Source organism: Agromyces sp. Soil535, from assembly GCF_001428255.1.
Classification (GTDB): domain Bacteria; phylum Actinomycetota; class Actinomycetes; order Actinomycetales; family Microbacteriaceae; genus Agromyces.
Map to the genome: position 1 here is coordinate 18,045 of NZ_LMRW01000002.1, position 20,835 is coordinate 38,879.

The window sequence follows — 20,835 nt, forward strand, 5'->3', positions numbered from 1 at the left end:
GGCATCCGCTCATCGTCAGACCGCGACCGCCTCGCGAGCCTTCTCGGCCGCGACGGTGCCGCGCAGTGCCCGGTTGACGGCGGACACGACCGCCTTCAGCGACGCCGTCGAGATGTCGGCGTCGATGCCGACGCCCCACAGCACCCGGCCGTCGACCTCGAGCTCGACGTAGGCGGCCGCCTGCGAGTCGCCGCTCGCCGCGAGCGTGTGCTCGACGTAGTCGCGCAGCTTCACGTCGACGCCCTCGGAGCTGAGCACTGCGAGGAACGCCGAGATGGGGCCGTTCCCGCTCGCGTCGGCCTCGATGCGCTCGTCGCCGTCGCGCAGCCCGATGCGCACGTTGACGACGCCGTCGAGGGCGCTCTCGGTGCGCAGCGACAGCAGCTCGAAGCGGCCCCACTTCTCGTCGGGGAGGTCGGCAGGCGCGGGCAGGTACTCGTCGTTGAAGACGCGCCAGATCTCGGCGCTCGAGACCTCACCGCCCTCCGCGTCGGTCTTCGCCTGCACGACGCCCGAGAACTCGATCTGCAGCCGGCGCGGCAGGTCGAGCGCGTGGTCGGCCTTCAGCAGGTAGGCGACGCCGCCCTTGCCCGACTGCGAGTTGACTCGGATCACGGCCTCGTAGCTGCGGCCGAGGTCCTTCGGGTCGACCGGCAGGTACGGCACAGCCCACTGGAGCTCGTCGAGCGTCACGCCGCGGCGCTCCGCCTCGGCGTCCATGGCCTCGAACCCCTTCTTGATCGCGTCCTGGTGCGAGCCGCTGAACGCCGTGTACACCAGGTCGCCCGCCCACGGACTGCGCTCGTGCACCGGCAGCTGGTTGCAGTACTCCGCCGTGCGCTTGACCTCGTCGACGTCGGAGAAGTCGATCTGCGGGTCGATGCCCTGGGTGAACAGGTTGATGCCCAGCGCGACGAGATCGACGTTGCCGGTGCGCTCGCCGTTGCCGAACAGGCAGCCCTCGATGCGGTCGGCGCCGGCCATGTAGCCGAGCTCGGCCGCGGCGATCGCCGTGCCCCGGTCGTTGTGCGGATGCAGCGACAGGATCACGTTCTCGCGATGGGCGAGGTGCCGGCTCATCCACTCGATCGAGTCGGCGTAGACGTTGGGTGTCGCCATCTCGACCGTCGCGGGCAGGTTGACGATCACCTTGCGGTCCGGGGTGGGTTCGAGGATCTCCAAGACCTGGTTGCACACCTCGACCGCGAACTCGAGCTCGGTGCCCGTGTAGCTCTCGGGCGAGTACTCGTAGTAGACGGTGGTGCCCGGAACCCTCGCCTCCATCTCACGACAGATGCGCGCGCCGTGCAGGGCGATGTCGATGATGCCCTGCTTGTCGGTGCGGAACACGACGTCGCGCTGCAGCACGCTCGTCGAGTTGTAGAGGTGCACGATGGCCTGCTTGGCGCCGGCGATCGACTCGTAGGTGCGCTCGATGAGGTGGTCGCGCGCCTGCGTCAGCACCTGGATCGTGACGTCGTCGGGGATCGCGCCCTCGTCGATGAGGCTGCGCACGAAGTCGAAGTCGGTCTGGCTCGCGCTCGGGAACCCGACCTCGATCTCCTTGTAGCCCATGCGCACGAGCAGGTCGAACATGATGCGCTTGCGCTCGGGGCTCATCGGGTCGATGAGGGCCTGGTTGCCGTCGCGGAGATCGACGGCGCACCAGCGCGGTGCGGTCGTGATGCGCTTGGACGGCCACGTGCGGTCGGGCAGGTCGACGCGGATCTGCTCGTGGAACGGGCGATACCGATGCACGGGCATCGGCGACGGCTTCTGGGTGTTCTGCATGGGGTGCTCTTCTCGCTTTTCGGATGGATTCAGCCGACGACGAACTCCGCAGCGAGGGAGGCCTGGGTTAGGACTCGCTGCGGCAGCTAAGGAGAAGCAGGCCGTGAAGCACGAGCCTAGGGTAACACCCACCGCGCGGCGGGGCGCAATCATGACGTGCGAGCGGATGCCGCAGCGCACGCGGCATCCGCTCGTCGACGGTCCTCCGACGGCCTACTCCACCGCGAGGGCGACCACCGGCGCGACCCGCATCGCCCGGCGCGCCGGCGCGATCGACGCCACGAGCGTGAGGAATCCCGCTGCGACGAGGAGCACACCGAACATCACCCACGGAATCGCGGGCAGGACGAACACGGGCTCGCCCTGCGCTCCCCCGAGCAGGGACTGCGCGCCGGCCCAGCCGTAGCCGAAGCCGAGCACGATGCCGGTGACGGTCGCCGCGACGGTGAGGGCCGCGCTCTCGGCGACGATCATGCGGCGCAGTTGCCGGCGCTCGAAGCCGAGCGCCCGGAGGAGGCCGAGCTCGCGGGTGCGCTGCATGACGCTCAGCGACAGCGTGTTCACCATCCCGATCGCGGCGATGAGGGCGCTGAAGCCGATGAGCACGGTGAAGACGGTGACCGTGACGTTCAGCATCTCGTCGATGCCGGCGTACACCTCGGGCTGCGCGCGCTGCGCGGCCAGCAGCATCTCGCGATAGGACTCCATGGTCACGGCGAACGTGGTGACGAGTGTCACGCCGATCACGAGCCCGATGGTCATGCGCGAGCTGCGCTCGGGGTGGCGCACGGCGTTCTCGGCCGCGAGGCGGGCGGCCGGCGAGGCGCCGAGGGCGTGACCCACGAGCCGGAGCACGGGCGGCATCACCACGTGCGCGCCGAGCACGATGCCGGTGAACGAGACGATGCCGCCGACCATGCCGACGAGTACGCCGTACGGCTCGGTGAGCCCCCACACGACTCCCGCGGCCAACAGGCCGATGCCCAGCACGAAGAGCACGAGCGCGGTGACGTTGCGCACGCGCCGTCGGCCGAGCTCCTCGCGGTCCTGCTCGTTCGAGTTGCCGATCGCCTGCATCGGGCGCACCCGCAGCACGCGCCGCGAACCGACCCACGAGGCGAGCCAGGTGGTGATCACGACGGCGATGGCCGGCAACACGACCGCCGGGTTCAGGTAGTCGTACTCGGTCGGCGGCGTGAGGTCGTTCGCCTCGGCGACGGCCTCGAGCGCGAACCCGGCCCCGGTGCCCGCGACGACTCCGATCGCCGCGCCCGCGAGGCCCACGAGCAGGCCCTCCCTGGCGATCTGGGCTCGCTGTGCTCGTGCGCTCGACCCGATGAGGCGCAGCAGTGCGATGAGACGCGTGCGCCCCGCGACGACCGTGGACACCGTGTTGGCGGTGACGATGGCGCTCACGTACACGGCGATCACGATGAACACCGTCGCGACGATGCCGAGCATGAGCGCGACGGTGCCGCTCTCCCCCGTCACGTCGTCCGCCGCGATCGCCGCGGCGAGGAGGCCCGTCACGTGCAGCAGCGCCACCCCGAAAGTGCCCGCGAGCGCCGCGACGAGGAGCGTCGGCCACTGGTCCGCGAATCGGGTGCGCATCAGGCCACGACCTCCATCGACAGCATGAACGCCGAGATCTCCTCCGCAGAGGACCGTGCGGCGTCCCGGACGATCCGGCCGTCGGCGAGGAACAGGATGCGGTCGGCATGGCTCGCGGCGACGGGGTCGTGCGTGACCATGGCGATCGACTGGCCGTGGCGCGCGCTTGCGGTGGCCAGGAGGCCGAGCACCTCGCGGCCGGTGCGCGAGTCGAGGTTGCCCGTCGGCTCGTCGGCGAACACGAGATCCGGACGGGTCGCGAGCGCGCGGGCGATGGCCACGCGCTGCTGCTGGCCGCCCGAGAGCTCGTGCGGGCGGTGGCGCAGGCGTGCGCCGAGCCCGAGGGTGTCGACGAGCTCGTCGATCCACGCCTGCTCCTCGCGGCTCGGCCGTCGGCCGTCGAGGTCGAACGGCAGCACGATGTTGCCCTGCGCGTCGAGGATGGGCACGAGGTTGAACGACTGGAACACGAATCCGATCCGGCGGCGGCGCAGCACGGTGAGCGCCGAGTCGGGGAGCTCGGTGATGTCGGTGTCACCGAGCCAGGCGCGGCCGGACGTCGGCGAGTCGAGGCCGGCCATGATGTGCATCAGCGTCGACTTGCCGGAGCCCGACGGCCCCATGATCGCGGTGAACTCGCCGCGGCGGAGGCCGAGCGAGACGTCGTCGAGGGCGGTGACGGTGCCGGCACCGTGTCCGTAGCGCTTGCCGAGGCCCGTGACGCGGGCGATGAGACCGAGGTTTGAGGGTTGGATCCGCATGGGATCGACGCTACGGAGCCCGCTCGGGGCGGGGCATCCGCCCGTCGGATGGTTCGGCGTCATCCTCGAGGATGATCGCACCGCGGGTTGAGGAGCGACCGGCGCAGCCGGACGCGTCTCGAAACCGCCACGTCCCGCAACCGGGTTTCGAGACGCCGACTGCGTCGGCTCCTCAACCCGCGGAGGGGTCGAGGTCGTGTTCGTAGGCGAACACCACCAGCTGCACGCGATCGCGGAGTGCGAGCTTCGCGAGGATGCGGCTCACGTGCGTCTTCACGGTCGCCTCGGAGAGGAACTCGGATGCCGCGATCTCGGAGTTCGAGAGGCCACGGGCCGCGAGCCCGAAGATCTCGCGCTCGCGCGGCGTCAACTCCGACCACGCCGCGGGCGCCGGACGGCGCCCGCTCCCGCGCGCGACGTGGGCGAACAGCTCGCGTGTGGCGGTCGCCGCGATCACCTGGTTTCCCTGGTGCACCGTGCGGATCGCGGCGAGCAGGAACTCGGGGTCCGCGTCCTTCAGCACGAACCCGCTCGCTCCGGCCCGGATGGCACGGGCGGCGTTCTCGTCGAGGTCGAACGTGGTCAGCACGAGGATCCGCGGCGGCGTGCGACCGTCGCGATCGGCCTCGGCGAGGATGCGCCCTGTCGCGGCGATGCCGTCCTGCAGCGGCATCCGCACGTCCATGAGCATCACATCGGGGCGGGCCCGTGACGCGAGGTCGACCGCGGCGACGCCGTCACCGGCCTCGCCCGCCACCTCGAGGTCGGACTGCGACTCGACGAGCATCCTGACACCGGCGCGGAACAGGGCCTGGTCGTCGACGAGGGCGACGCGGATGACGCTCATGCGGGTGCCGCCGGCTGTGCGGGGATGCGCGCGTGCACCCGGAACAACCCGTCGTCGCCCGCCTCGGCGCTGAGACGACCGCCGGCGAGCTGGGCGCGCTCGCGCATGCCCGGGATGCCGTGCCGGATCCCGTGCGACTCGCCCGACGCGGCATCCGCTCGCATGGCGTTGACGACCGCGAGGTCGACGCCGCCGTCGTCCCAGGTGAGCCGTAGGTCGACCGGAGCGGTCGTGTCACCGTGTCGGAGCGCGTTCGTGAGGCCCTCCTGGGCGATGCGGTACACCGCGATCTGGTGCCCGGTGCCGAGCTCGAGGCGGTCGCCGGTCTCGGTGAAGCGCACGTCGAGGCCGGCGGCGCGGAGCCGCTCGAGCAGGCCGTCGAGGTCGTCGAGCACGGGTTGCGGCGAGCCCGACTCGTCATGGCGGAGCTCCGCGAGGAGCACACGCACGTCGCCCAGCGCGCCGCGGGCGATCCCCGCGATCGTGTCGAGTGCGCCGACGGCGGCCTCGGGACGGGCGCGGGCAGCGAAGCGCGCGCCGTCGGCCTGGGCGATCACGACGGCGAGCGAGTGCGCGACGACGTCGTGCATGTCGCGGGCGATGCGGTTGCGCTCCTGCTCGACCGCATAGCGGTACTCCACGAGGGCGCGCTCGCGGTTCGCGGCATCCTCGCGGCGGCGCACCTCGCGGGAGTCGCGGATGGAGCGGATGAGCAGGCCCGCCGTCCAGGCGAGCACGAGCACCGCGATCGACGCCACGAACAGGAAACCAGCGAGGAACAGCGTGCTCCACGGGTTGTCGCCGACCGGCGCGGCCTGGTCGAAGATCGGCTTCACGACGGCGAGGTACGCCGTCGCGACGAGCGCGCCGACTCCGGCGCTACCGAGTCCGAGCCACTTCACGACGCGCCCGCCGTGCGCGGCCGTCGAGTACAGCACACCGAGCACTGCGGCGTCGTAGAGCTGGAGGTCGCGAAGGGTCGCCATCTGCAGGATCGCGGCGCCCCAGGCGATGCCGAGCGCCCACCCCGGCGAGAGCCGGCGCACCGCGAGGGCGCCGACGAAGCCCACGAGCACCACCAGGTCGACGGGCGTACCGAGCAGGGCGAACGGCAGGCAGACGAGCCCGAACACGACGGCGAGCACGACGTCGGTCGTGATCCTGCCTCGGCTCAGGGACGTGCGCACCGAACCACCGTACGCGGTGCCGACAGGTCGGATCGGCCGTCTGGGCGGGAATCATCCTCGAGTCGTACATCCGCTCGGGCCGGCGCGGCAGCCGCTCGCAGACGAACGACGGGGCGGAAACGTTGGGTCGCGCCGGGCCGCGTCGGCTCCGAGAATGGCAGTGGAGGCAACGATGCGGAATCGGACCATCGGCGTGCTGCTCGCGGCATCCGTCGCACTGCTCGTGGCCGGATGCGCCGGCCGCGGCGCGCCAGCGGGCGGCGCACCGGATGGGGCCTGGACGCCCGCCCTGCCGAGCGTGCCGGCGGAGGTCGCCGCGGTCGGCACCGTGCTCGAAGCGGATGACGGCCCGGTGCTCTGCCTCGGCGCGATCGCGGAGTCCTACCCGCCGCAGTGCTCGGGGCCAGGGGTGATCCGCTGGGACTGGACCGCGGTCGACGGCGAGGAGACGGCGTCGGATGTCACCTGGGGCGCGTACGCGGTGTGGGGCGATTGGGACGGCGAGACGTTCACCGTGACCGGCGAGCCCATGCTCGCCGCGCTCTACGACCCGATGGTCGACCCGTCGGCTCCGAACCCGTGGGACCCCTCGCTCCCACCCGGCCCCCTGCCGGAGCCTGAGGCCGAGGTCGTGCAGGCCGAGGTCGTTGACGCGCTGCCCGACGTGCTGGGCGCAGCGTTCGTCAACGGCCGCGTCGTCGCGGAGGTGATGTTCGACGACGGCACCCTGCAGGCCTCGGTCGACGAGCGGTACGGTGACGACGCGGTCGTGGTGATTCCGAGCCTGATACCAGCGGACGCGGGCTGAGCCGGGCGCGCGTCAGAACCCGAGCCGCCCGAGTTGCTTGGGGTCGCGCTGCCAGTCCTTCGCGACCTTCACGTGCAGTGCGAGGTAGACCTTGCGGCCGAGGAGCCGCTCGATCTGGACGCGCGCGGTCGCCCCGACCGCCTTGAGCCGCGAGCCGCCCTTCCCGATGATGATGCCCTTCTGGCTGTCGCGCTCGACGTAGAGGTTCGCGTACACCTCGACGAGGTCCTTGTCGTCGCGCTCGATCATGTCGTCGACCGTCACGGCGATCGAATGCGGCAGCTCGTCGGACACGCCCTCCAGCGCGGCCTCGCGCACGTACTCCGCGATGCGCTCGGTGACGTCCTCGTCGGTGAGGATGTCGGCCGGGTAGAGCGCGTGCTCGGCTTCAGGCATCAGTGCGAGCAGCTCGTCGACGAGCACGTCGAGCTGCTCGCCCCTCGGCGCCGACACGGGGATGATCGCCGCCCACTCCCGCAGCTCGGACACCGCGAGCAGCTGCTCGGCCACCTTGGCCTTCGACGTGGCATCCGTCTTCGTGACGATCGCGACCTTCTTCGCGTTCGGGTACTGCTCGAGCTGCTCGCTGATGAACCGGTCGCCCGGGCCGATCGCCTCGTTGGCCGGCACGCAGAACGCGATGACGTCGACGTCGCCGAGCGTCGACTGCACGAGCGTGTTGAGGCGCTCGCCGAGCAGGGTCCGCGGACGGTGAAGGCCGGGCGTGTCCACGAGGATGAGCTGTCCGTGCTCGCGGTGCACGATGCCGCGGATGGCGCGGCGCGTGGTCTGCGGCTTCGAGCTCGTGATCGCCACCTTCTCGCCGACGAGCGCGTTCGTGAGGGTGGATTTGCCGACGTTCGGCCGCCCGACGATCGAGACGAATCCGGCTCGGTACTCAGCCACGGTGGTTCCTTTCTTCGGATTCGCCGTTCTCGAACGCCGTCTGGGCGTCGATCAGCGCCTGGTCGCGTTCGACCAGGATCGTGGCGATGCGCTTGCGCCGGCCCTCGGTGCGCTCCGCCTCGAGGACCAGCCCCGACACGGTGACGCGCTCCCCCGGCTGCGGGAGACGGCCGAGCTCCTTCGCGAGCAGGCCGCCCGCCGAGTCCACGTCCTCATCCTCGAGGTCGAGGCCGAACAGTTCGCCGAGCTCGTCGATCGGGAGCCGCGCGTTCACACGGTAGCGTCCGTCGCCCAGCTCCTCCACCTGAGCGGCCTCCCGGTCGTACTCGTCGGAGATGTCGCCGACGAGCTCTTCGATGAGGTCCTCCAGCGTCACGAGGCCGGCGATGCCGCCGTACTCGTCGACGACCATCGCGAGGTGGTTGGACTCGAGCTGCATCTGGCGCAGCAGGGCGTCTGCCTTCATCGAGTCGGGCACGAACAGCGCGGGCCGCACGAGCTCGCCCACCGTGAGCCCTTCGGCGTCGAGCGGCCGCTCGAACCCGAGCCGGGCGAGATCGCGGAGGTACAGGATGCCGGTGACATCGTCGGCATCGCGCTCGATCACCGGGATGCGCGAGTAGCCCGCCTTCAGGAACAGCGCCATGGCATGCGGCAGGTGCGCCGACGCGTCGATGGTGACCATGTCGGTTCGTGGCACCATCACCTCGCGCACGACGGTGTCGTTGAACTCGAAGATCGAGTGGATGAGCTCGCGGTCGCCCTCCTCGAGCACGTCGAGCTCGGTGGCCTCGTCGACCATGCTGAGCAGCTGCTCCTCGCTCGAGACGCCGGCGAAGCGGATCCGGCCCGGCGTCACGCGGTTGCCGAGCGACACGAGCGCGTTCGCCAGCGGGCCGAGGAGCACGCGCAGGAAGTGCACGAGCGGCGCCGTGAGACGCAGCACGGTCGCGGCGTGCGCGCGGCCGACGCTGCGCGGGCTCGCGCCGACCAGCACGAAGGAGACGGCGGTCATGATGAGCGCCGAGTAGAGCAGCACGAGCCACACGTTGTCGAGGAACGACGCGAACGCGAGCGTGACGAGCACCGCGGCCGTCGTCTCCGCGATGATGCGCATGAAGTTCACGGCGTTCACGTGCGCGCCGGTGTCGTCGGCGATCGCCAGCAGGGAGCGACGCGCCCGCGAGCCGAACGCGAGCTCGGTGACATCCGCTCGGCTCGACACCCCGATCGCCGAGTCCACGGCCGCCATCAGGCCGCCGAACGCGACGAGCAGGAAGGCCGCGCCGACGAAGAGCCAGGGCTGCATGGTCAGCGACGCCGCTCCTGCATCGCGAAGCCGACGAGGATGTCCCGCTGGACGCCGAACATCTCCCGCTCCTCCGCGGGCTCCGCATGATCGAAGCCGAGGAGGTGCAGGATCCCGTGGGTCGTGAGCAGCAGCAGCTCATCGAGGAGCGGATGCCCCGCGGTGCGCGCCTGCGCCTCCGCGACCTGCGGGCAGAGCACCACGTCGCCGAGGAGGCCGGGCGGGGCGGGCTGGTCCTCGGTGCCGGGGCGCAGCTCGTCCATCGGGAAGCTCAGCACGTCGGTGGGACCGGGCTCGTCCATCCACTGCACGTGGAGCTGCTCCATGGCGCCCTCGTCGACGAGGACGATCGCCAGCTCGGCGTCGGGGTGCACGTGCATGGCGTCGAGCGCGTACACCGCGAGCCGCTGGAGGGCGGCCTCATCGACCTCGACCGCCGACTCGTTGTTGACCTCGATGCTCACGAGCTGCCCTTCCTCGGCAGGTGGTCGCGCGGTGCGTGGCCGCGGCGCTCGGCGCGGTTCGCGAACTCGCGCGCCTGCTCGCGCTCGAAGCGCTGCGCCTGCGTGCGCTGGTCGTACTCCGTGTAGGCGTCGACGATGCGCCCGACGAGGCTGTGCCGCACCACGTCGTCGCTCGTGAGGCGCACGAAGTGGATGTCGTCGACGTGGTCGAGGATGCGCGTGACGAGTCGCAGCCCGCTCGCGCCGCCCGGCAGGTCGACCTGCGTGATGTCGCCGGTCACGACCATCTTCGAGCCGAAGCCGAGGCGCGTGAGGAACATCTTCATCTGCTCGGGCGTGGTGTTCTGCGCCTCGTCGAGCACGACGAACGAATCGTTCAGGGTGCGCCCGCGCATGTACGCGAGCGGTGCCACCTCGACGGTGCCCGCAGCGAGGAGCTTCGGCACCATCTCGGGGTCCATCATCTCGTTGAGCGCGTCGTAGAGCGGCCGCAGGTAGGGGTCGATCTTGTCGGTCAGCGTGCCGGGCAGGAAGCCGAGCCGCTCGCCCGCCTCGACCGCCGGCCGGGTCAGGATGATGCGGTTGACCTCCTTGCGCTGGAGCGCCTGCACGGCCTTCGCCATGGCGAGGTAGGTCTTGCCGGTGCCGGCAGGGCCGATGCCGAACACGATCGTGTTCTCGTCGATCGCGTCGACGTACTCGCGCTGGCCCTCCGTCTTGGGCCGGATCGACCGGCCCCGGGCGGAGACGATGACCTGCCCGAGCAGCTCGGACGGCCTGGAGTTGGGATCGGCGTCGAGCATTCGGGCCGAGCTCCTCACTTCGGTGGGTGTCGGGTCCTGGCCCGCGCGAACGAGCTCCAGGAGTTCCTCGATGAGTCGGCGCACGCGCATGCGCTCGTCGGCGTCGCCGCGGATCGCGATCTCGTTGCCGCGCACGTGCACCTCGACGCCCGGGTACTCGCGCTGGATCGACGTGAGGAGGCGGTCCTGCGGGCCGAGGAGCCGAACCATGGCGATGCCGTCGATGCGAAGACGTTCCTCGTCGTTGCGGACGGGCTGCGGCGCAGCCGCGTCTGGACCCTGCGGATCAGCCGGCAAGCGATCCCTCCTCGAGGCGGCCCGCGAGGAGGTGGGCGTGCACGTGGAAGATCGTCTGGCCGGCGCCGCCGCCGGTGTTGAAGACGAGGCGGAAGTCGCCGTCGGCGAGGTCGTCGGCGACGTCACGGGCGACCGCGACGAGCTCGGCCAGCAGCGCAGGGTCGCCCTCGGCGAGCTCCACGACGTCGCGGTATCCGGCCTGCTTCGTGGTGACCACGACGTGCACGGGCGCCTTCGGGGCGATGTCGTGGAAGGCGATCACGCGATCGGTCTCGGCGACGATCCGAGCGGGGATCTCACGCGCGGCGATCCGCTCGAAGATGGTCGGCTCTGTGGCGGACTCGGTCATCCTCCCATCGTAGCGACGGATGACTCACCACCGCCCGAGCGTCGCGTTCAGCACGGCGATCGCGGCCGGTCCCGCCGTCGAGGTGCGCAGCACGGATCCCCCGAGCCGGACGGGCTCGGCGCCCGCCGCCACGAGTCGTTCGAGCTCGGCGGGGGCGATGCCGCCCTCGGGGCCGACGACGAGGGCGAGGTCGCGCCCGTCGGGCCGGAGGCCGGTGAGCGTGGTCGTCGCGGTCGGCTCGAGCAGCAGCATCCGGTTGCCCTCGAGCGCTGCCGTGAGTCCCGACGTCGCGCTCACCGCCGCAACCGACGGGAGCCACGGGCGGATGGACTGCTTGACGGCCTCGCGCACGATCGCCGCCCACCGCTGCCGGCCCTTCTCGGCCTTCTGGCCCTCCCAGCGCGACACCGATCGCGCCGCGGCCCACGGCACCACGGCGTCGACGCCGAGCTCGGTCGCGGCCTGCACGGCGAGCTCGTCGCGATCGCCCTTCGCGAGCGCCTGCACGAGGGTGATGCGCGGCGATGACGCCTCCGCAACGACGACCTCCGCTGCCTCGAGGGCGAGCTCGCGCGGGCCGGTGGATGCCACGACCCCGTGCACGAGGATGCCGCGGCCGTCGCCGATCGCGATCCGCTCGCCGGCGCGCACGCGCGACACGGTGACCGCATGGCGCGCCTCGTCGCCCGTGAGCTCGACGATCGCGCCGGGGGCGACCGACGAGAGGTCGAGCGACTCATCGAGGTAGAGATGGCTCATCGCGGCATCCGTCAGCCGAGGAACCGGTCGCGCAGGCGCGCGAACAGGCCCTGCTGGAAGTGCGTGAGTTCGGGCGCGGGCGCCTTCTTCGACGCCGCGAACTGATGCATGAGATCGCGCTCCTTGGCCGAGAGCTTCGTCGGCGTCACCACTTGCACGCCCACCTTCAGGTCGCCCCGCCCGGCGCCGCGCAGCCTCGTGACGCCGCGGTCCTTCACGGTGAGGATCTCCCCGCCCTGCAGGCCGGGCCGGAGCTCCACCTCGACGTCGCCGTCGAGCGCCGGGATCGTGGTGGTCGTGCCGAGGATCGCGTCGGTCATCGCGACCTCGAGCGTGCAGAGCAGGTCGTCGCCGTTCCGGCTGAACACCTCGTGGTTCTTGACCTTGATCTCGAGGTAGAGGTCGCCGTTGGGGCCGCCCGCGGGGCCGGCCTCGCCGGAGCCGGGCATCTGCAGCCGCACGCCCGTGTCGACGCCGGCGGGGATGTCGACCGGCACCGTCCGGCGCGCGCGCACGCGGCCCTGGCCCTGGCAGGTGATGCACGGGGTCGCGATGATCGTCCCGTAGCCGCGGCACGTGCCGCAGGGGCTCGACGTCATCACGTTGCCGAGCAGCGAGCGCACCGAGCGCTGGATGGAGCCCGTGCCGCGGCAGATGTCGCAGGTGACGGGCGACGTGCCGGGCTGGCAGCACGACCCGTGGCAGGTCTCGCACGTCACGGCCGTGTCGACGTCGATTTCGCGATGGGTGCCGAAGATCACCTCGTCGAGGCCGACCTCGACGCGGATGAGGGCATCCTGGCCGCGCTCGCGCCGCGAACGGGGCCCTCGGGTCTGCTGGCCGGCTCCGAAGAACGTCTCGAAGATGTCGCCGAACCCGCCGAAGCCCTGGCCGCCGAAGCCGCCCTGGCCGCCGCCGAGGTCGTACTGCTGGCGCTGCTTGGGGTCGGAGAGCACGTCGTACGCGTGCGTCACCGCCTTGAACCGCTCGGATGCCTCGGCACCGGGGTTCACGTCGGGGTGGAGTTGACGCGCCAGGCGGCGGTAGGCCTTCTTGATCTCATCGGAGGTGGCGTCACGCGAGACGCCGAGGACCTCGTAGTGGTCTGCCACGGAGGGCGTGTCCTTTCGATTGCCGGATGCCGGTGGGGTTCGTCGGGAAGCGGGAGTCAGCTCTCGCCGAGCGTGCGGGAGAGGTAGCGTGCGACGGCGCGGACGGCCGCCATGCTCGTGGAGTAGTCCATGCGGGTCGGTCCCACGATGCCGAGGCGGGACACGTCGCGACCCGGGATCGCGAACGCGCTGGACACGATGGAGGTCTCACCCAGGCCGAACGGGGCGTTCTCGCGCCCGATGCGCACCGCCACGGCGTGCTCGTCGCCCGCCATCTCGCCGAAGAGCTTCAGCAGCACGACCTGCTCCTCGATCGCCTCGATCACGCCGAGGATGGAGCCCGCGAAGTCCTGTTCGGTGCGCACGAGGTTGGCCGCGCCGGCCACGACCAGACGGTCCTGGCGCTGGGCACGCGCCTGGTCGGCGAGCGTCGCGGCGAGCGTGTGCAGCAGGGCGGCGTGTCGGCGGTCGGCGCCGGGCACCTCCCCGGACAGCGCCTCCGCGGCATCCGCCATCGTACGACCGCCCGCGATGTCGTTGAGCCGGACCCGCAGCGCGGTCAGCGTCTCCTCGCCGACGGGGTGCTCGAGCTCGACGAGCCGCTGCTCGACCTGGCCCGAGTCGGAGATCAGGACGCAGAGCACCCGGTTGGGCGCGAGCGAGACGAGCTCGACATGGCGCACCCGCGCGCTGCCGAAGCTCGGATACTGCACCACCGCGAGCTGCTTGGTGAGCTGCGCGATGAGGCGAACGGTGCGGGCGAGGAGCTCGTCGAGGTCGCTCGACTCCCCGAGGAACGTCTCGATCGCCTGCCGCTGCGCCCGGGTGAGCGGGCGGATCTCGGTGAGCTGATCGACGAAGACGCGGTACCCCTTGTCGGTGGGGATGCGCCCCGACGACGTGTGCGGCGCTGCGATGAGCTCCTCCTCCTCGAGGAGGGCCATGTCGTTGCGGATCGTGGCCGCCGAGACGCCGAACGCGTGGCGCTCGACGATCGTCTTCGAGCCGACCGGCTCGCGCGACGCGACGTAGTCCTGCACGATGGCTCGGAGCACCGCGAGACTGCGTTCGGAGACCATGGTCCTCGCTCCCTCATCGCTTAGCACTCGTTCTTCCTGAGTGCCAATCCTATCGCGACATGCTGGAACCCGACCGTTGCCACCCGCCGGCGCCCGGCGCTACCGTATGGGTAATCCGCGAGTCACCCCTGGCTGCGATCCCCCCATTCCGCAGTCGCGGTTCACCCTGAACCCCTGAAAGGCACGCAATGACCGACCCCAACGCCCAGTCCTCCGACCCGAACGTCCCGCCCGCTCCTGCCACCGCCGCACCGCTCACCCCGGAGCAGGACATCCAGTGGGGCTCGTTCGCCCACCTGGGCGGCATCCTCGGATTCCTGCCGTCGCTGATCATCTGGCTCGTCTTCAAGGACCGCGGCTCGTTCACCGACACCGAGGCCAAGGAGGCGCTGAACTTCCAGATCACGCTGATCTTCGGCTACGTCATCTCCACGATCCTCCTCGTCGTCTTCATCGGCGCAGTGCTGATGTGGGCGGTCTGGATCGTCGGCGTGGTCTTCTCGATCATCGCCTTCCTCCAGGCGAAGGACGGCAAGCACTACCGCTACCCGTTCGCGATCCGCCTCATCAAGTAACCCCCGGCCTCAGCCGTATCGCCCTCCGCGGGAGTGCCTATTCCCGCGGAGGGCGTTGCTGTGCCAGCATGGGAGCGACCGAGTCTCGCGAGAGGCCCCGAAGAAGGAGACCGCATGTCTGACACGACCCCGCCTCCCCCGCCTCCGCAGACCCCGTACGAGCAGAGCAACGCGCTCAGCCCCGCCGACGAGAAGCTCTGGGCGACGCTGGTGCAGATCGGCGGCATCTTCTTCAGCTTCATCCCGGCACTCATCGGGTACTTGATCCTGAAGGACCGTGGGCCGTTCGTGCGCGCGTACACCGCCACCGCCCTGAACTTCCAGATCACCATGGCGATCGCCTACCTGATCAGCTATGTCCTCTGGCTCGCGGTGATCGGCATCTTCCTCACGATCGCGATCGCCGTCATCGTCATCGTCTTCAGCATCATCGCCGCGGTGAAGGCCAACCAGGGCCAGCCCTACACCTACCCGCTCTCGATCAAGTTCGTGAGCTGATCGGGCTCAGTCTTCGAGCAGGCGCCTGACGACGGCGTCCGCGAGCAGCCGCCCTCGCCTGGTGAGCGTCAGCACACCGGCCAGGGCGGCTTTCGCGTCGACGAGGTCGTCGGCGATGAGACCTGCGACGGCATGCCGGCCTCCCCCGGACAAAGACCGCACGTCGATGCCCTCCCGGATGCGCGTGAGCAGGAGCACGCGTTCGGTCTCCCGGGTGGGCTCGTCGAGCAACTCCCGCCCGACGGCGGGCGACAGCCCCGCCGTCACCCGCTCCGCGTAGGCGGCGGGATGCTTGGCGTTCCACCACCGCACGCCGCCGACATGGCTGTGCGCGCCGGGCCCGACGCCCCACCAGTCGTCGCCGCGCCAGTAGCCCAGGTTGTGCCGTGAGCGATGCCCCGGCGCGGTGGCCCAGTTGCTCACCTCGTACCACTGGTACCCGGCCGCGGCGAGCAGGTCGTCCGCGAGCTCGTACATGTCCGCCTCGAGGTCGTCGCTCGGCTCAGCGAGTTCGCCCCGCCGGATCTGCCGCGCGAGCTTCGTACCGTCCTCGACGATCAGGGCGTAGGTACTCAGGTGATCGGGTCGCTCGCCGATCGCCGACTCCAGGCTCCGTCGCCAGTCGGCGAGCGACTCCCCCGGCGTGCCGTAGATCAGGTCGAGGCTCACGTCGAGGCCGGCGTCGCGAGCCCAGGCCACCACGAGCGGGATGCGCTCGGGGTCGTGCGTTCGGTCGAGCGCAGCGAGCACGTGCGGCACGGCGGACTGCATGCCGAACGAGACGCGCGTGAACCCGCCGTCGGCGAGGCGGCGCAGGTCGTCGCGCCCGACGGAGTCGGGGTTCGCCTCCGTGGTCACCTCGGCACCAGGCGCGAGCCCGAACCCGTCGCGCACGGCTCCGAGCATGCGCACGAGGTCGTCGGCGGGCAGCAGCGTGGGGGTTCCGCCGCCGAAGAACACGGTCACGGCGGGGCGGTCGGGCAGGCCGGATGCCTCGAGCACGCGACGCGACATCCGGATCTCGTCGATCGCGTGGTCGGCGTAGTCGACCTGCCGTGCCCCCCGCAGCTCGCCGGCGGTGTACGTGTTGAAGTCGCAGTACCCGCAGCGCACCCGGCAGAACGGCACGTGCAGGTAGACGCCGAACGCCCTCTCGCGCGCGCCGACCGACGCCGAGGCCGGCAGCAGGCCGTCCAGCGGTGCGGGCTCGCCGAGCGGCAGGGCGGAGCCCACCGGCTACACGCCACCCGCGGGATGCAGCGCCCGCAGTTCGACGCGGGTCAGCTCGCGGCGCTTGCGACGCTGGCGCGGCGAGAACAGGCGACGGATGCCGCCGCGCGTGCGGAGGATCGACCGGATCGTCAGCCACACCGTGTCGTCGTCGCGACGCTCGAGGATGAACGACTCCTCGCCGCTCTCGGGGCCAGGGGCCGTCGTGCCGTAGGCGAAGCCGATGCGGTCGGGCTCGTCGACGACGTACACCACGAGCACCGGGGTCGAGCGCGTGCGGACGCGGCCCTTGCGGCGGAGCGTCGCCGTCATGCCCGCGGTGATGTACGGCGTGCCGTCTGCGCTGTAGCGGTCCTCCGTGCGAGGCCCGGGCTGCTCGGCGAGGGGCATGCCCTCGGCGTCGTAGACGATGCCCGGGTACTGGGCGCCCGTGCCCGCCGAGAGATCCGCCACCGTGAAGCCGGCGCCTCGCTGGATGCCCCAGGTCATGAGCGACTCGGCGGCGCGCTCGAACCGCTCGGCTCCGCTGCCGAGGCGCACCGAGTCCTCCGCGGGGCGGTAGCCGTCGGGCGGGTAGCGCAGCAGGTCGGGCGCGAGGGTCGCGCCGATCGCGCCGTACGTGACCGACTGGTCGGTGAAGGTGCTTCGTCGGGACATCCGGAACCTACTTCTTCTTGACTTCCTTGCCCTCGGTGTCGCCCGAGAGCGCGGCGATGAACGCCTCCTGCGGGACTTCGACGCGGCCCACCATCTTCATGCGCTTCTTGCCCTCCTTCTGCTTCTCGAGCAGCTTGCGCTTGCGGGTGATGTCGCCGCCGTAGCACTTGGCGAGCACGTCCTTGCGCATCGCGCGGATCGACTCGCGCGCGATGATGCGCGCACCGATCGCGGCCTGGATGGGCACCTCGAACTGCTGCCGCGGGATGAGCTCGCGGAGGCGCCCGGTCATGAGCACGCCGTAGGCATACGCCTTGTCGCGGTGCACGATGGCGCTGAACGCGTCGACCTGCTCGCCCTGGAGGAGGATGTCGACCTTCACGAGGTCGGCGGCCTGGTCGCCCGACGGCTCGTAGTCGAGCGACGCGTACCCGGCCGTCTTCGACTTCAGCTGGTCGAAGAAGTCGAAGACGATCTCGCCGAGGGGCATGTTGTAACGGATCTCGACACGGTCTTCGCCGAGGTACTCCATGCCGAGCATGGTGCCGCGCCGAGACTGGCAGAGTTCCATGATGGTGCCGACGTAGTCCTTCGGCGCGAGGATCGCGGCGCGCACCATCGGCTCGCGAACCTCGGCGATCTTGCCGCCCGTCGGGAACTCGCTCGGATTCGTGACGGTGACCGTCTTCTTGTCCTCCGTCGTGACCTCGTAGACCACCGACGGTGCCGTCGCGATGATCTCGAGCCCGAACTCGCGTTGCAGCCGCTCGGTGACGATCTCGAGGTGCAGCAGGCCGAGGAATCCGGCACGGAAGCCGAAGCCCAGGGCGACCGAGGTCTCGGGCTCGTAGACGAGCGCCGCATCCGAGAGCTTCAGCTTGTCGAGCGCCTCGCGCAGTTCGGGGTAGTCGCTGCCGTCGATCGGGTAGAGGCCCGAGAACACCATCGGCAACGGCTCGGTGTAGCCGGCCAACGCCTCGGTCGCAGACTTCGAAGCCGTCGTGACGGTGTCGCCGACCTTCGACTGCCGCACGTCCTTCACGCCGGTGATGAGATAGCCGACCTCGCCCACCCCGAGTCCCTTGGTGGGCGTCGGCTCGGGTGCGCTCACGCCGATCTCGAGGATCTCGTGCGTCGCCCTGGTCGACATCATCTGGATCCGCTCGCGCGGGTTCAGGTGGCCGTCCACCATGCGCACGTAGGTGACCACGCCGCGGTAGCTGTCGTACACGGAGTCGAAGATCATCGCCCGCGCCGGGGCATCCGCGTTGCCCACCGGCGCCGGGATGCGCTCGACGACGCGGTCGAGCAGCTCCTCGACGCCGACACCCGTCTTGCCCGAGACGCGCATGACGTCGTCGGGCGTGCCGCCGATGAGGTCGGCGAGCTCCTTCGCGTACTTCTCGGGCTCGGCGGCCGGCAGGTCGATCTTGTTCAGCACGGGGATGATCTCGAGGTCGTTCTCGAGCGCGAGGTAGAGGTTGGCGAGCGTCTGGGCCTCGATGCCCTGCGCCGCGTCGACGAGCAGGATCGCGCCCTCGCAGGCGGCGAGCGAGCGGGAGACCTCGTAGCTGAAGTCGACGTGGCCCGGCGTGTCGATCATGTTGAGCGCGTACGACGTGTCGCCCGCCTGCCACGGCATGCGCACCGCCTGGCTCTTGATGGTGATGCCGCGCTCGCGCTCGATGTCCATGCGGTCGAGGTACTGCGCGCGCATGTCGCGGTCGGACACGATGCCCGTGATCTGCAGCATGCGGTCGGCGAGGGTCGACTTGCCGTGGTCGATGTGCGCGATGATGCAGAAGTTGCGGATCAGCGCGGGATCGGTGGCAGCGGGCACCGGAGGATTGGCGGCTCGAGGGGACATCCCGACGATTCTCCCATGACTTTCCGATCGCACTTTCGACGGATGCCGCCGCGCAGGCGCCGGGGCTACGCTCGAAGCACCATGACCGTGATCGACGAGACCGACGCGCGCGTGGCGCCCTCGGCCCTGCGCCCGGTCTTCCTGACGCTGCGGCTCGGACTGCACCTGCTCGTCGTCGGACTCGCGCTCTTCGTCGTCGTCCGCGCCCTGCTCGCCGACGCCCCCTTCGAGGTGCAGATCACGATCCTCGCGGTCGCCTTCCTCGCCTGGTACGCCGCCGGCGTGGCCGCAGCGCACCGGCATTTCCCCACGTGGGCACGCGTGCTCTGGCTCGTGGCGCTGCTCGCGCTGTGGGTGGCGATGTCGGCGCTCACCCCGGATGCCGCGTTCCTCGCGTTCCCCCTCTTCTTCCTGGAGTTGCACGTGCTCGCGGCACCCATCGCCGTGCCGCTCGTGGTGGTCACGTTCGGGCTGTCGGTGTGGGGCACGGCCACGCACCTCGGCTTCGAGGTGGGCACGATCCTCGGCCCGCTCATCAGCGCGGGCGTCGCGATCGTCATCGGGCTCGGGTACCGCGCCATGGCGCAGGAGTCCCGAGACCGCCAGGCGCTCGTCCTCGACCTGCTCGCGACCCGTGAGGAGCTCGCTGCGGCCAGCCGCGAGGCCGGCACCCTCGCCGAGCGCGAACGCATCGCCCGCGAGATCCACGACACCGTCGCGCAGGGGCTTTCGAGCATCCAGATGCTGCTGCATGCCGCCGAGCGCGACGTCGGCGACGAGCGCACGCGCGACAAGCTCCGCCTCGCGCGCGAGACGGCGGCCGAGAACCTCGGCGAGACGCGCCGGTTCATCCGCGAGCTCACTCCCGTATCCCTCGACGAGCAGACGCTGCCCGCTGCGCTGCAGCGGCTCGCCGACGCGGTGAACGAGCAGGCGGAGCAGTCCGGGTCCGCGACCAGGGTCACCTTCCGCACGAGCGGCGACGCCGTGGTCCTGCCGATGGCCGTCGACGCGACACTGTTGCGCATCGCGCAGGGTTCGCTCGCCAACGTGCTGCGACACTCGGATGCCGCCCGCGCCGAGCTCACGCTGAGTTACCTCGGCGACGAGGTCGCGCTCGACGTCGTCGACGACGGCCTCGGGTTCGAGCCTCGCGCCGCGCAGCGCGAGGAGGTCGACGGGGTCGCCTTCGGCCTGCGCGCGATGCGGCAGCGCGCCGAGCGGCAGGGCGGGTCGATCGAGATCGAGTCCGCACCCGGCGAGGGCACCGCGGTGTCCGTGCGCCTCCCGGTGGTGACGCCATGATCCGCCTGCTGCTGAGCGACGACCACCCGGTGGTCCGGGCCGGGATCCGCGCGTTGCTCGAGTCGGAGCCCGACCTCGAGGTGGTCGACGAGGCCGCGACGGCGGAGGACGCGGTGCGCCTCGCCGCGGCATCCGATGTCGACCTCGTGCTCATGGACCTGCAGTTCCCCGGCGCCATGCAGGGCGCGGAGGCGACCCGCCGGATCCGCTCGCACGAGGGGGCGCCGCGTGTGCTCGTGCTCACCAACTACGACACCGACGCCGACATCCTCGGCGCCATCGAGGCGGGTGCGAGCGGCTACCTGCTGAAGGATGCCCCGCCGGCGGAGCTCGTCGCCGCCGTGCGCGCCGCCGCAGTCGGCGAGTCCGCGCTCGCTCCCGCCGTCTCCTCGCGGCTCGACGCGTCGCGCTCGAATGCGGAGCGGCTGACGGTGCGCGAGGCCGAGGTGCTCACGCTCGTGGCGGACGGCCGATCGAACCGTGACATCGGCCGCCACTTGTTCCTCAGCGAGGCGACGGTCAAGTCGCACCTGGTGCACATCTTCACGAAGCTCGGCGTGGGCTCGCGCACCGCCGCGGTCGTCCGCGCACGCGAGCTCGGGGCGATCAGGGCGGGCTGA

21 protein-coding genes are annotated in these 20,835 nt (G+C 70.8%); 5 read left to right on the forward strand and 16 right to left on the reverse strand.

Going from position 1 to position 20,835, the window contains the following annotated elements:
• Window positions 1-15 precede the first annotated feature (15 nt).
• The 5 genes from leuA to ASG80_RS03465 all read right to left on the reverse strand — a co-directional run bounded on the left by leuA (window position 16) and on the right by ASG80_RS03465 (window position 6,197).
• Window positions 16-1,791 carry a 2-isopropylmalate synthase gene (gene leuA / locus ASG80_RS03445; protein ID WP_056728564.1) on the reverse strand — a complete coding sequence of 592 codons (1,776 nt, stop codon included), beginning with the start codon at window positions 1,789-1,791 and terminating at the stop codon, window positions 16-18.
• Between the two features lie 213 nt (window positions 1,792-2,004).
• Entirely contained in the window at window positions 2,005-3,402 is a 1,398-nt protein-coding gene (locus ASG80_RS03450; RefSeq protein ID WP_056728566.1) for an ABC transporter permease, read from the reverse strand.
• A complete protein-coding gene (locus tag ASG80_RS03455) occupies window positions 3,402-4,163 on the reverse strand; it encodes an ABC transporter ATP-binding protein (protein WP_056728567.1) in 762 nt (253 codons plus the stop codon). The genes ASG80_RS03450 and ASG80_RS03455 overlap by 1 nt, the downstream gene beginning before the upstream one ends.
• Window positions 4,164-4,335: 172 nt before the next feature.
• Window positions 4,336-5,010 (reverse strand): response regulator transcription factor, encoded by a 675-nt coding sequence (locus ASG80_RS03460; RefSeq protein ID WP_056728570.1) that lies wholly within the window; start codon window positions 5,008-5,010, stop codon window positions 4,336-4,338.
• Window positions 5,007-6,197, reverse strand: coding sequence for a sensor histidine kinase (locus ASG80_RS03465; RefSeq protein WP_056728572.1), 1,191 nt, complete (start codon window positions 6,195-6,197; stop codon window positions 5,007-5,009). The genes ASG80_RS03460 and ASG80_RS03465 overlap by 4 nt, the downstream gene beginning before the upstream one ends.
• 172 nt (window positions 6,198-6,369) lie before the next feature.
• On the opposite strand from ASG80_RS03465, the gene ASG80_RS03470 reads away from it, so the two are divergent.
• Window positions 6,370-7,005 (forward strand): hypothetical protein, encoded by a 636-nt coding sequence (locus tag ASG80_RS03470; protein ID WP_056728574.1) that lies wholly within the window; start codon window positions 6,370-6,372, stop codon window positions 7,003-7,005.
• Window positions 7,006-7,017: 12 nt separating this feature from the next.
• Here ASG80_RS03470 and era read toward each other — a convergent pair whose 3' ends face one another.
• The 8 genes from era to hrcA form a co-directional block, all read right to left on the reverse strand.
• Window positions 7,018-7,911 carry a GTPase Era gene (gene era / locus ASG80_RS03475; protein WP_056728576.1) on the reverse strand — a complete coding sequence of 298 codons (894 nt, stop codon included), beginning with the start codon at window positions 7,909-7,911 and terminating at the stop codon, window positions 7,018-7,020.
• Window positions 7,904-9,220, reverse strand: coding sequence for a hemolysin family protein (locus tag ASG80_RS03480; RefSeq protein WP_056728579.1), 1,317 nt, complete (start codon window positions 9,218-9,220; stop codon window positions 7,904-7,906). The genes era and ASG80_RS03480 overlap by 8 nt, the downstream gene beginning before the upstream one ends.
• Window positions 9,221-9,222: 2 nt before the next feature.
• Window positions 9,223-9,684, reverse strand: a complete 462-nt coding sequence (ybeY, locus tag ASG80_RS03485; RefSeq protein WP_056728581.1) for an rRNA maturation RNase YbeY — start codon at window positions 9,682-9,684, stop codon at window positions 9,223-9,225.
• Complete coding sequence (locus tag ASG80_RS03490) at window positions 9,681-10,697, reverse strand: PhoH family protein (protein WP_082589744.1); 1,017 nt, start codon at window positions 10,695-10,697, stop codon at window positions 9,681-9,683. Before ASG80_RS03490 ends, ybeY begins: the two co-directional genes overlap by 4 nt.
• A 76-nt stretch (window positions 10,698-10,773) precedes the next feature.
• On the reverse strand, window positions 10,774-11,133 hold the full coding sequence (locus ASG80_RS03495) for an HIT domain-containing protein (protein WP_056728585.1): 360 nt from the start codon (window positions 11,131-11,133) through the stop codon (window positions 10,774-10,776).
• A gap of 24 nt (window positions 11,134-11,157) precedes the next feature.
• Entirely contained in the window at window positions 11,158-11,892 is a 735-nt protein-coding gene (locus tag ASG80_RS03500; protein WP_056728586.1) for a 16S rRNA (uracil(1498)-N(3))-methyltransferase, read from the reverse strand.
• An 11-nt stretch (window positions 11,893-11,903) separates the two neighbouring features.
• The gene (dnaJ, locus tag ASG80_RS03505) at window positions 11,904-13,004 is read right to left on the reverse strand and encodes a molecular chaperone DnaJ (RefSeq protein WP_056728587.1); all 1,101 of its coding nucleotides are present in this window, start codon (window positions 13,002-13,004) and stop codon (window positions 11,904-11,906) included.
• A 56-nt stretch (window positions 13,005-13,060) separates the two neighbouring features.
• Entirely contained in the window at window positions 13,061-14,083 is a 1,023-nt protein-coding gene (hrcA, locus tag ASG80_RS03510; RefSeq protein ID WP_056728589.1) for a heat-inducible transcriptional repressor HrcA, read from the reverse strand.
• Between the two features lie 188 nt (window positions 14,084-14,271).
• On the opposite strand from hrcA, the gene ASG80_RS03515 reads away from it, so the two are divergent.
• The gene (locus tag ASG80_RS03515; protein ID WP_056728591.1) at window positions 14,272-14,658 is read left to right on the forward strand and encodes a DUF4870 domain-containing protein; all 387 of its coding nucleotides are present in this window, start codon (window positions 14,272-14,274) and stop codon (window positions 14,656-14,658) included.
• Between the two features lie 114 nt (window positions 14,659-14,772).
• On the forward strand, window positions 14,773-15,156 hold the full coding sequence (locus tag ASG80_RS03520; protein WP_056728593.1) for a DUF4870 domain-containing protein: 384 nt from the start codon (window positions 14,773-14,775) through the stop codon (window positions 15,154-15,156).
• A gap of 6 nt (window positions 15,157-15,162) precedes the next feature.
• Here the strand turns inward: ASG80_RS03520 and hemW are convergent, their stop codons facing one another.
• The 3 genes from hemW to lepA are packed head-to-tail and all read right to left on the reverse strand — an operon-like array spanning window position 15,163 to window position 18,910.
• Window positions 15,163-16,389 (reverse strand): radical SAM family heme chaperone HemW, encoded by a 1,227-nt coding sequence (gene hemW, locus ASG80_RS03525; protein ID WP_056728595.1) that lies wholly within the window; start codon window positions 16,387-16,389, stop codon window positions 15,163-15,165.
• Between the two features lie 3 nt (window positions 16,390-16,392).
• On the reverse strand, window positions 16,393-17,043 hold the full coding sequence (locus ASG80_RS03530; RefSeq protein ID WP_056728597.1) for a DUF1990 family protein: 651 nt from the start codon (window positions 17,041-17,043) through the stop codon (window positions 16,393-16,395).
• A gap of 7 nt (window positions 17,044-17,050) precedes the next feature.
• Window positions 17,051-18,910 (reverse strand): translation elongation factor 4, encoded by a 1,860-nt coding sequence (gene lepA, locus ASG80_RS03535; protein WP_056728598.1) that lies wholly within the window; start codon window positions 18,908-18,910, stop codon window positions 17,051-17,053.
• Between the two features lie 81 nt (window positions 18,911-18,991).
• Here lepA and ASG80_RS03540 point away from each other — a divergent pair, with 81 nt between their 5' ends.
• Window positions 18,992-20,215, forward strand: coding sequence for a sensor histidine kinase (locus tag ASG80_RS03540; RefSeq protein ID WP_056728600.1), 1,224 nt, complete (start codon window positions 18,992-18,994; stop codon window positions 20,213-20,215).
• Window positions 20,212-20,835: a response regulator transcription factor gene (locus tag ASG80_RS03545; protein WP_056728602.1), complete on the forward strand. Its 624-nt coding sequence runs from the start codon at window positions 20,212-20,214 to the stop codon at window positions 20,833-20,835. Before ASG80_RS03540 ends, ASG80_RS03545 begins: the two co-directional genes overlap by 4 nt.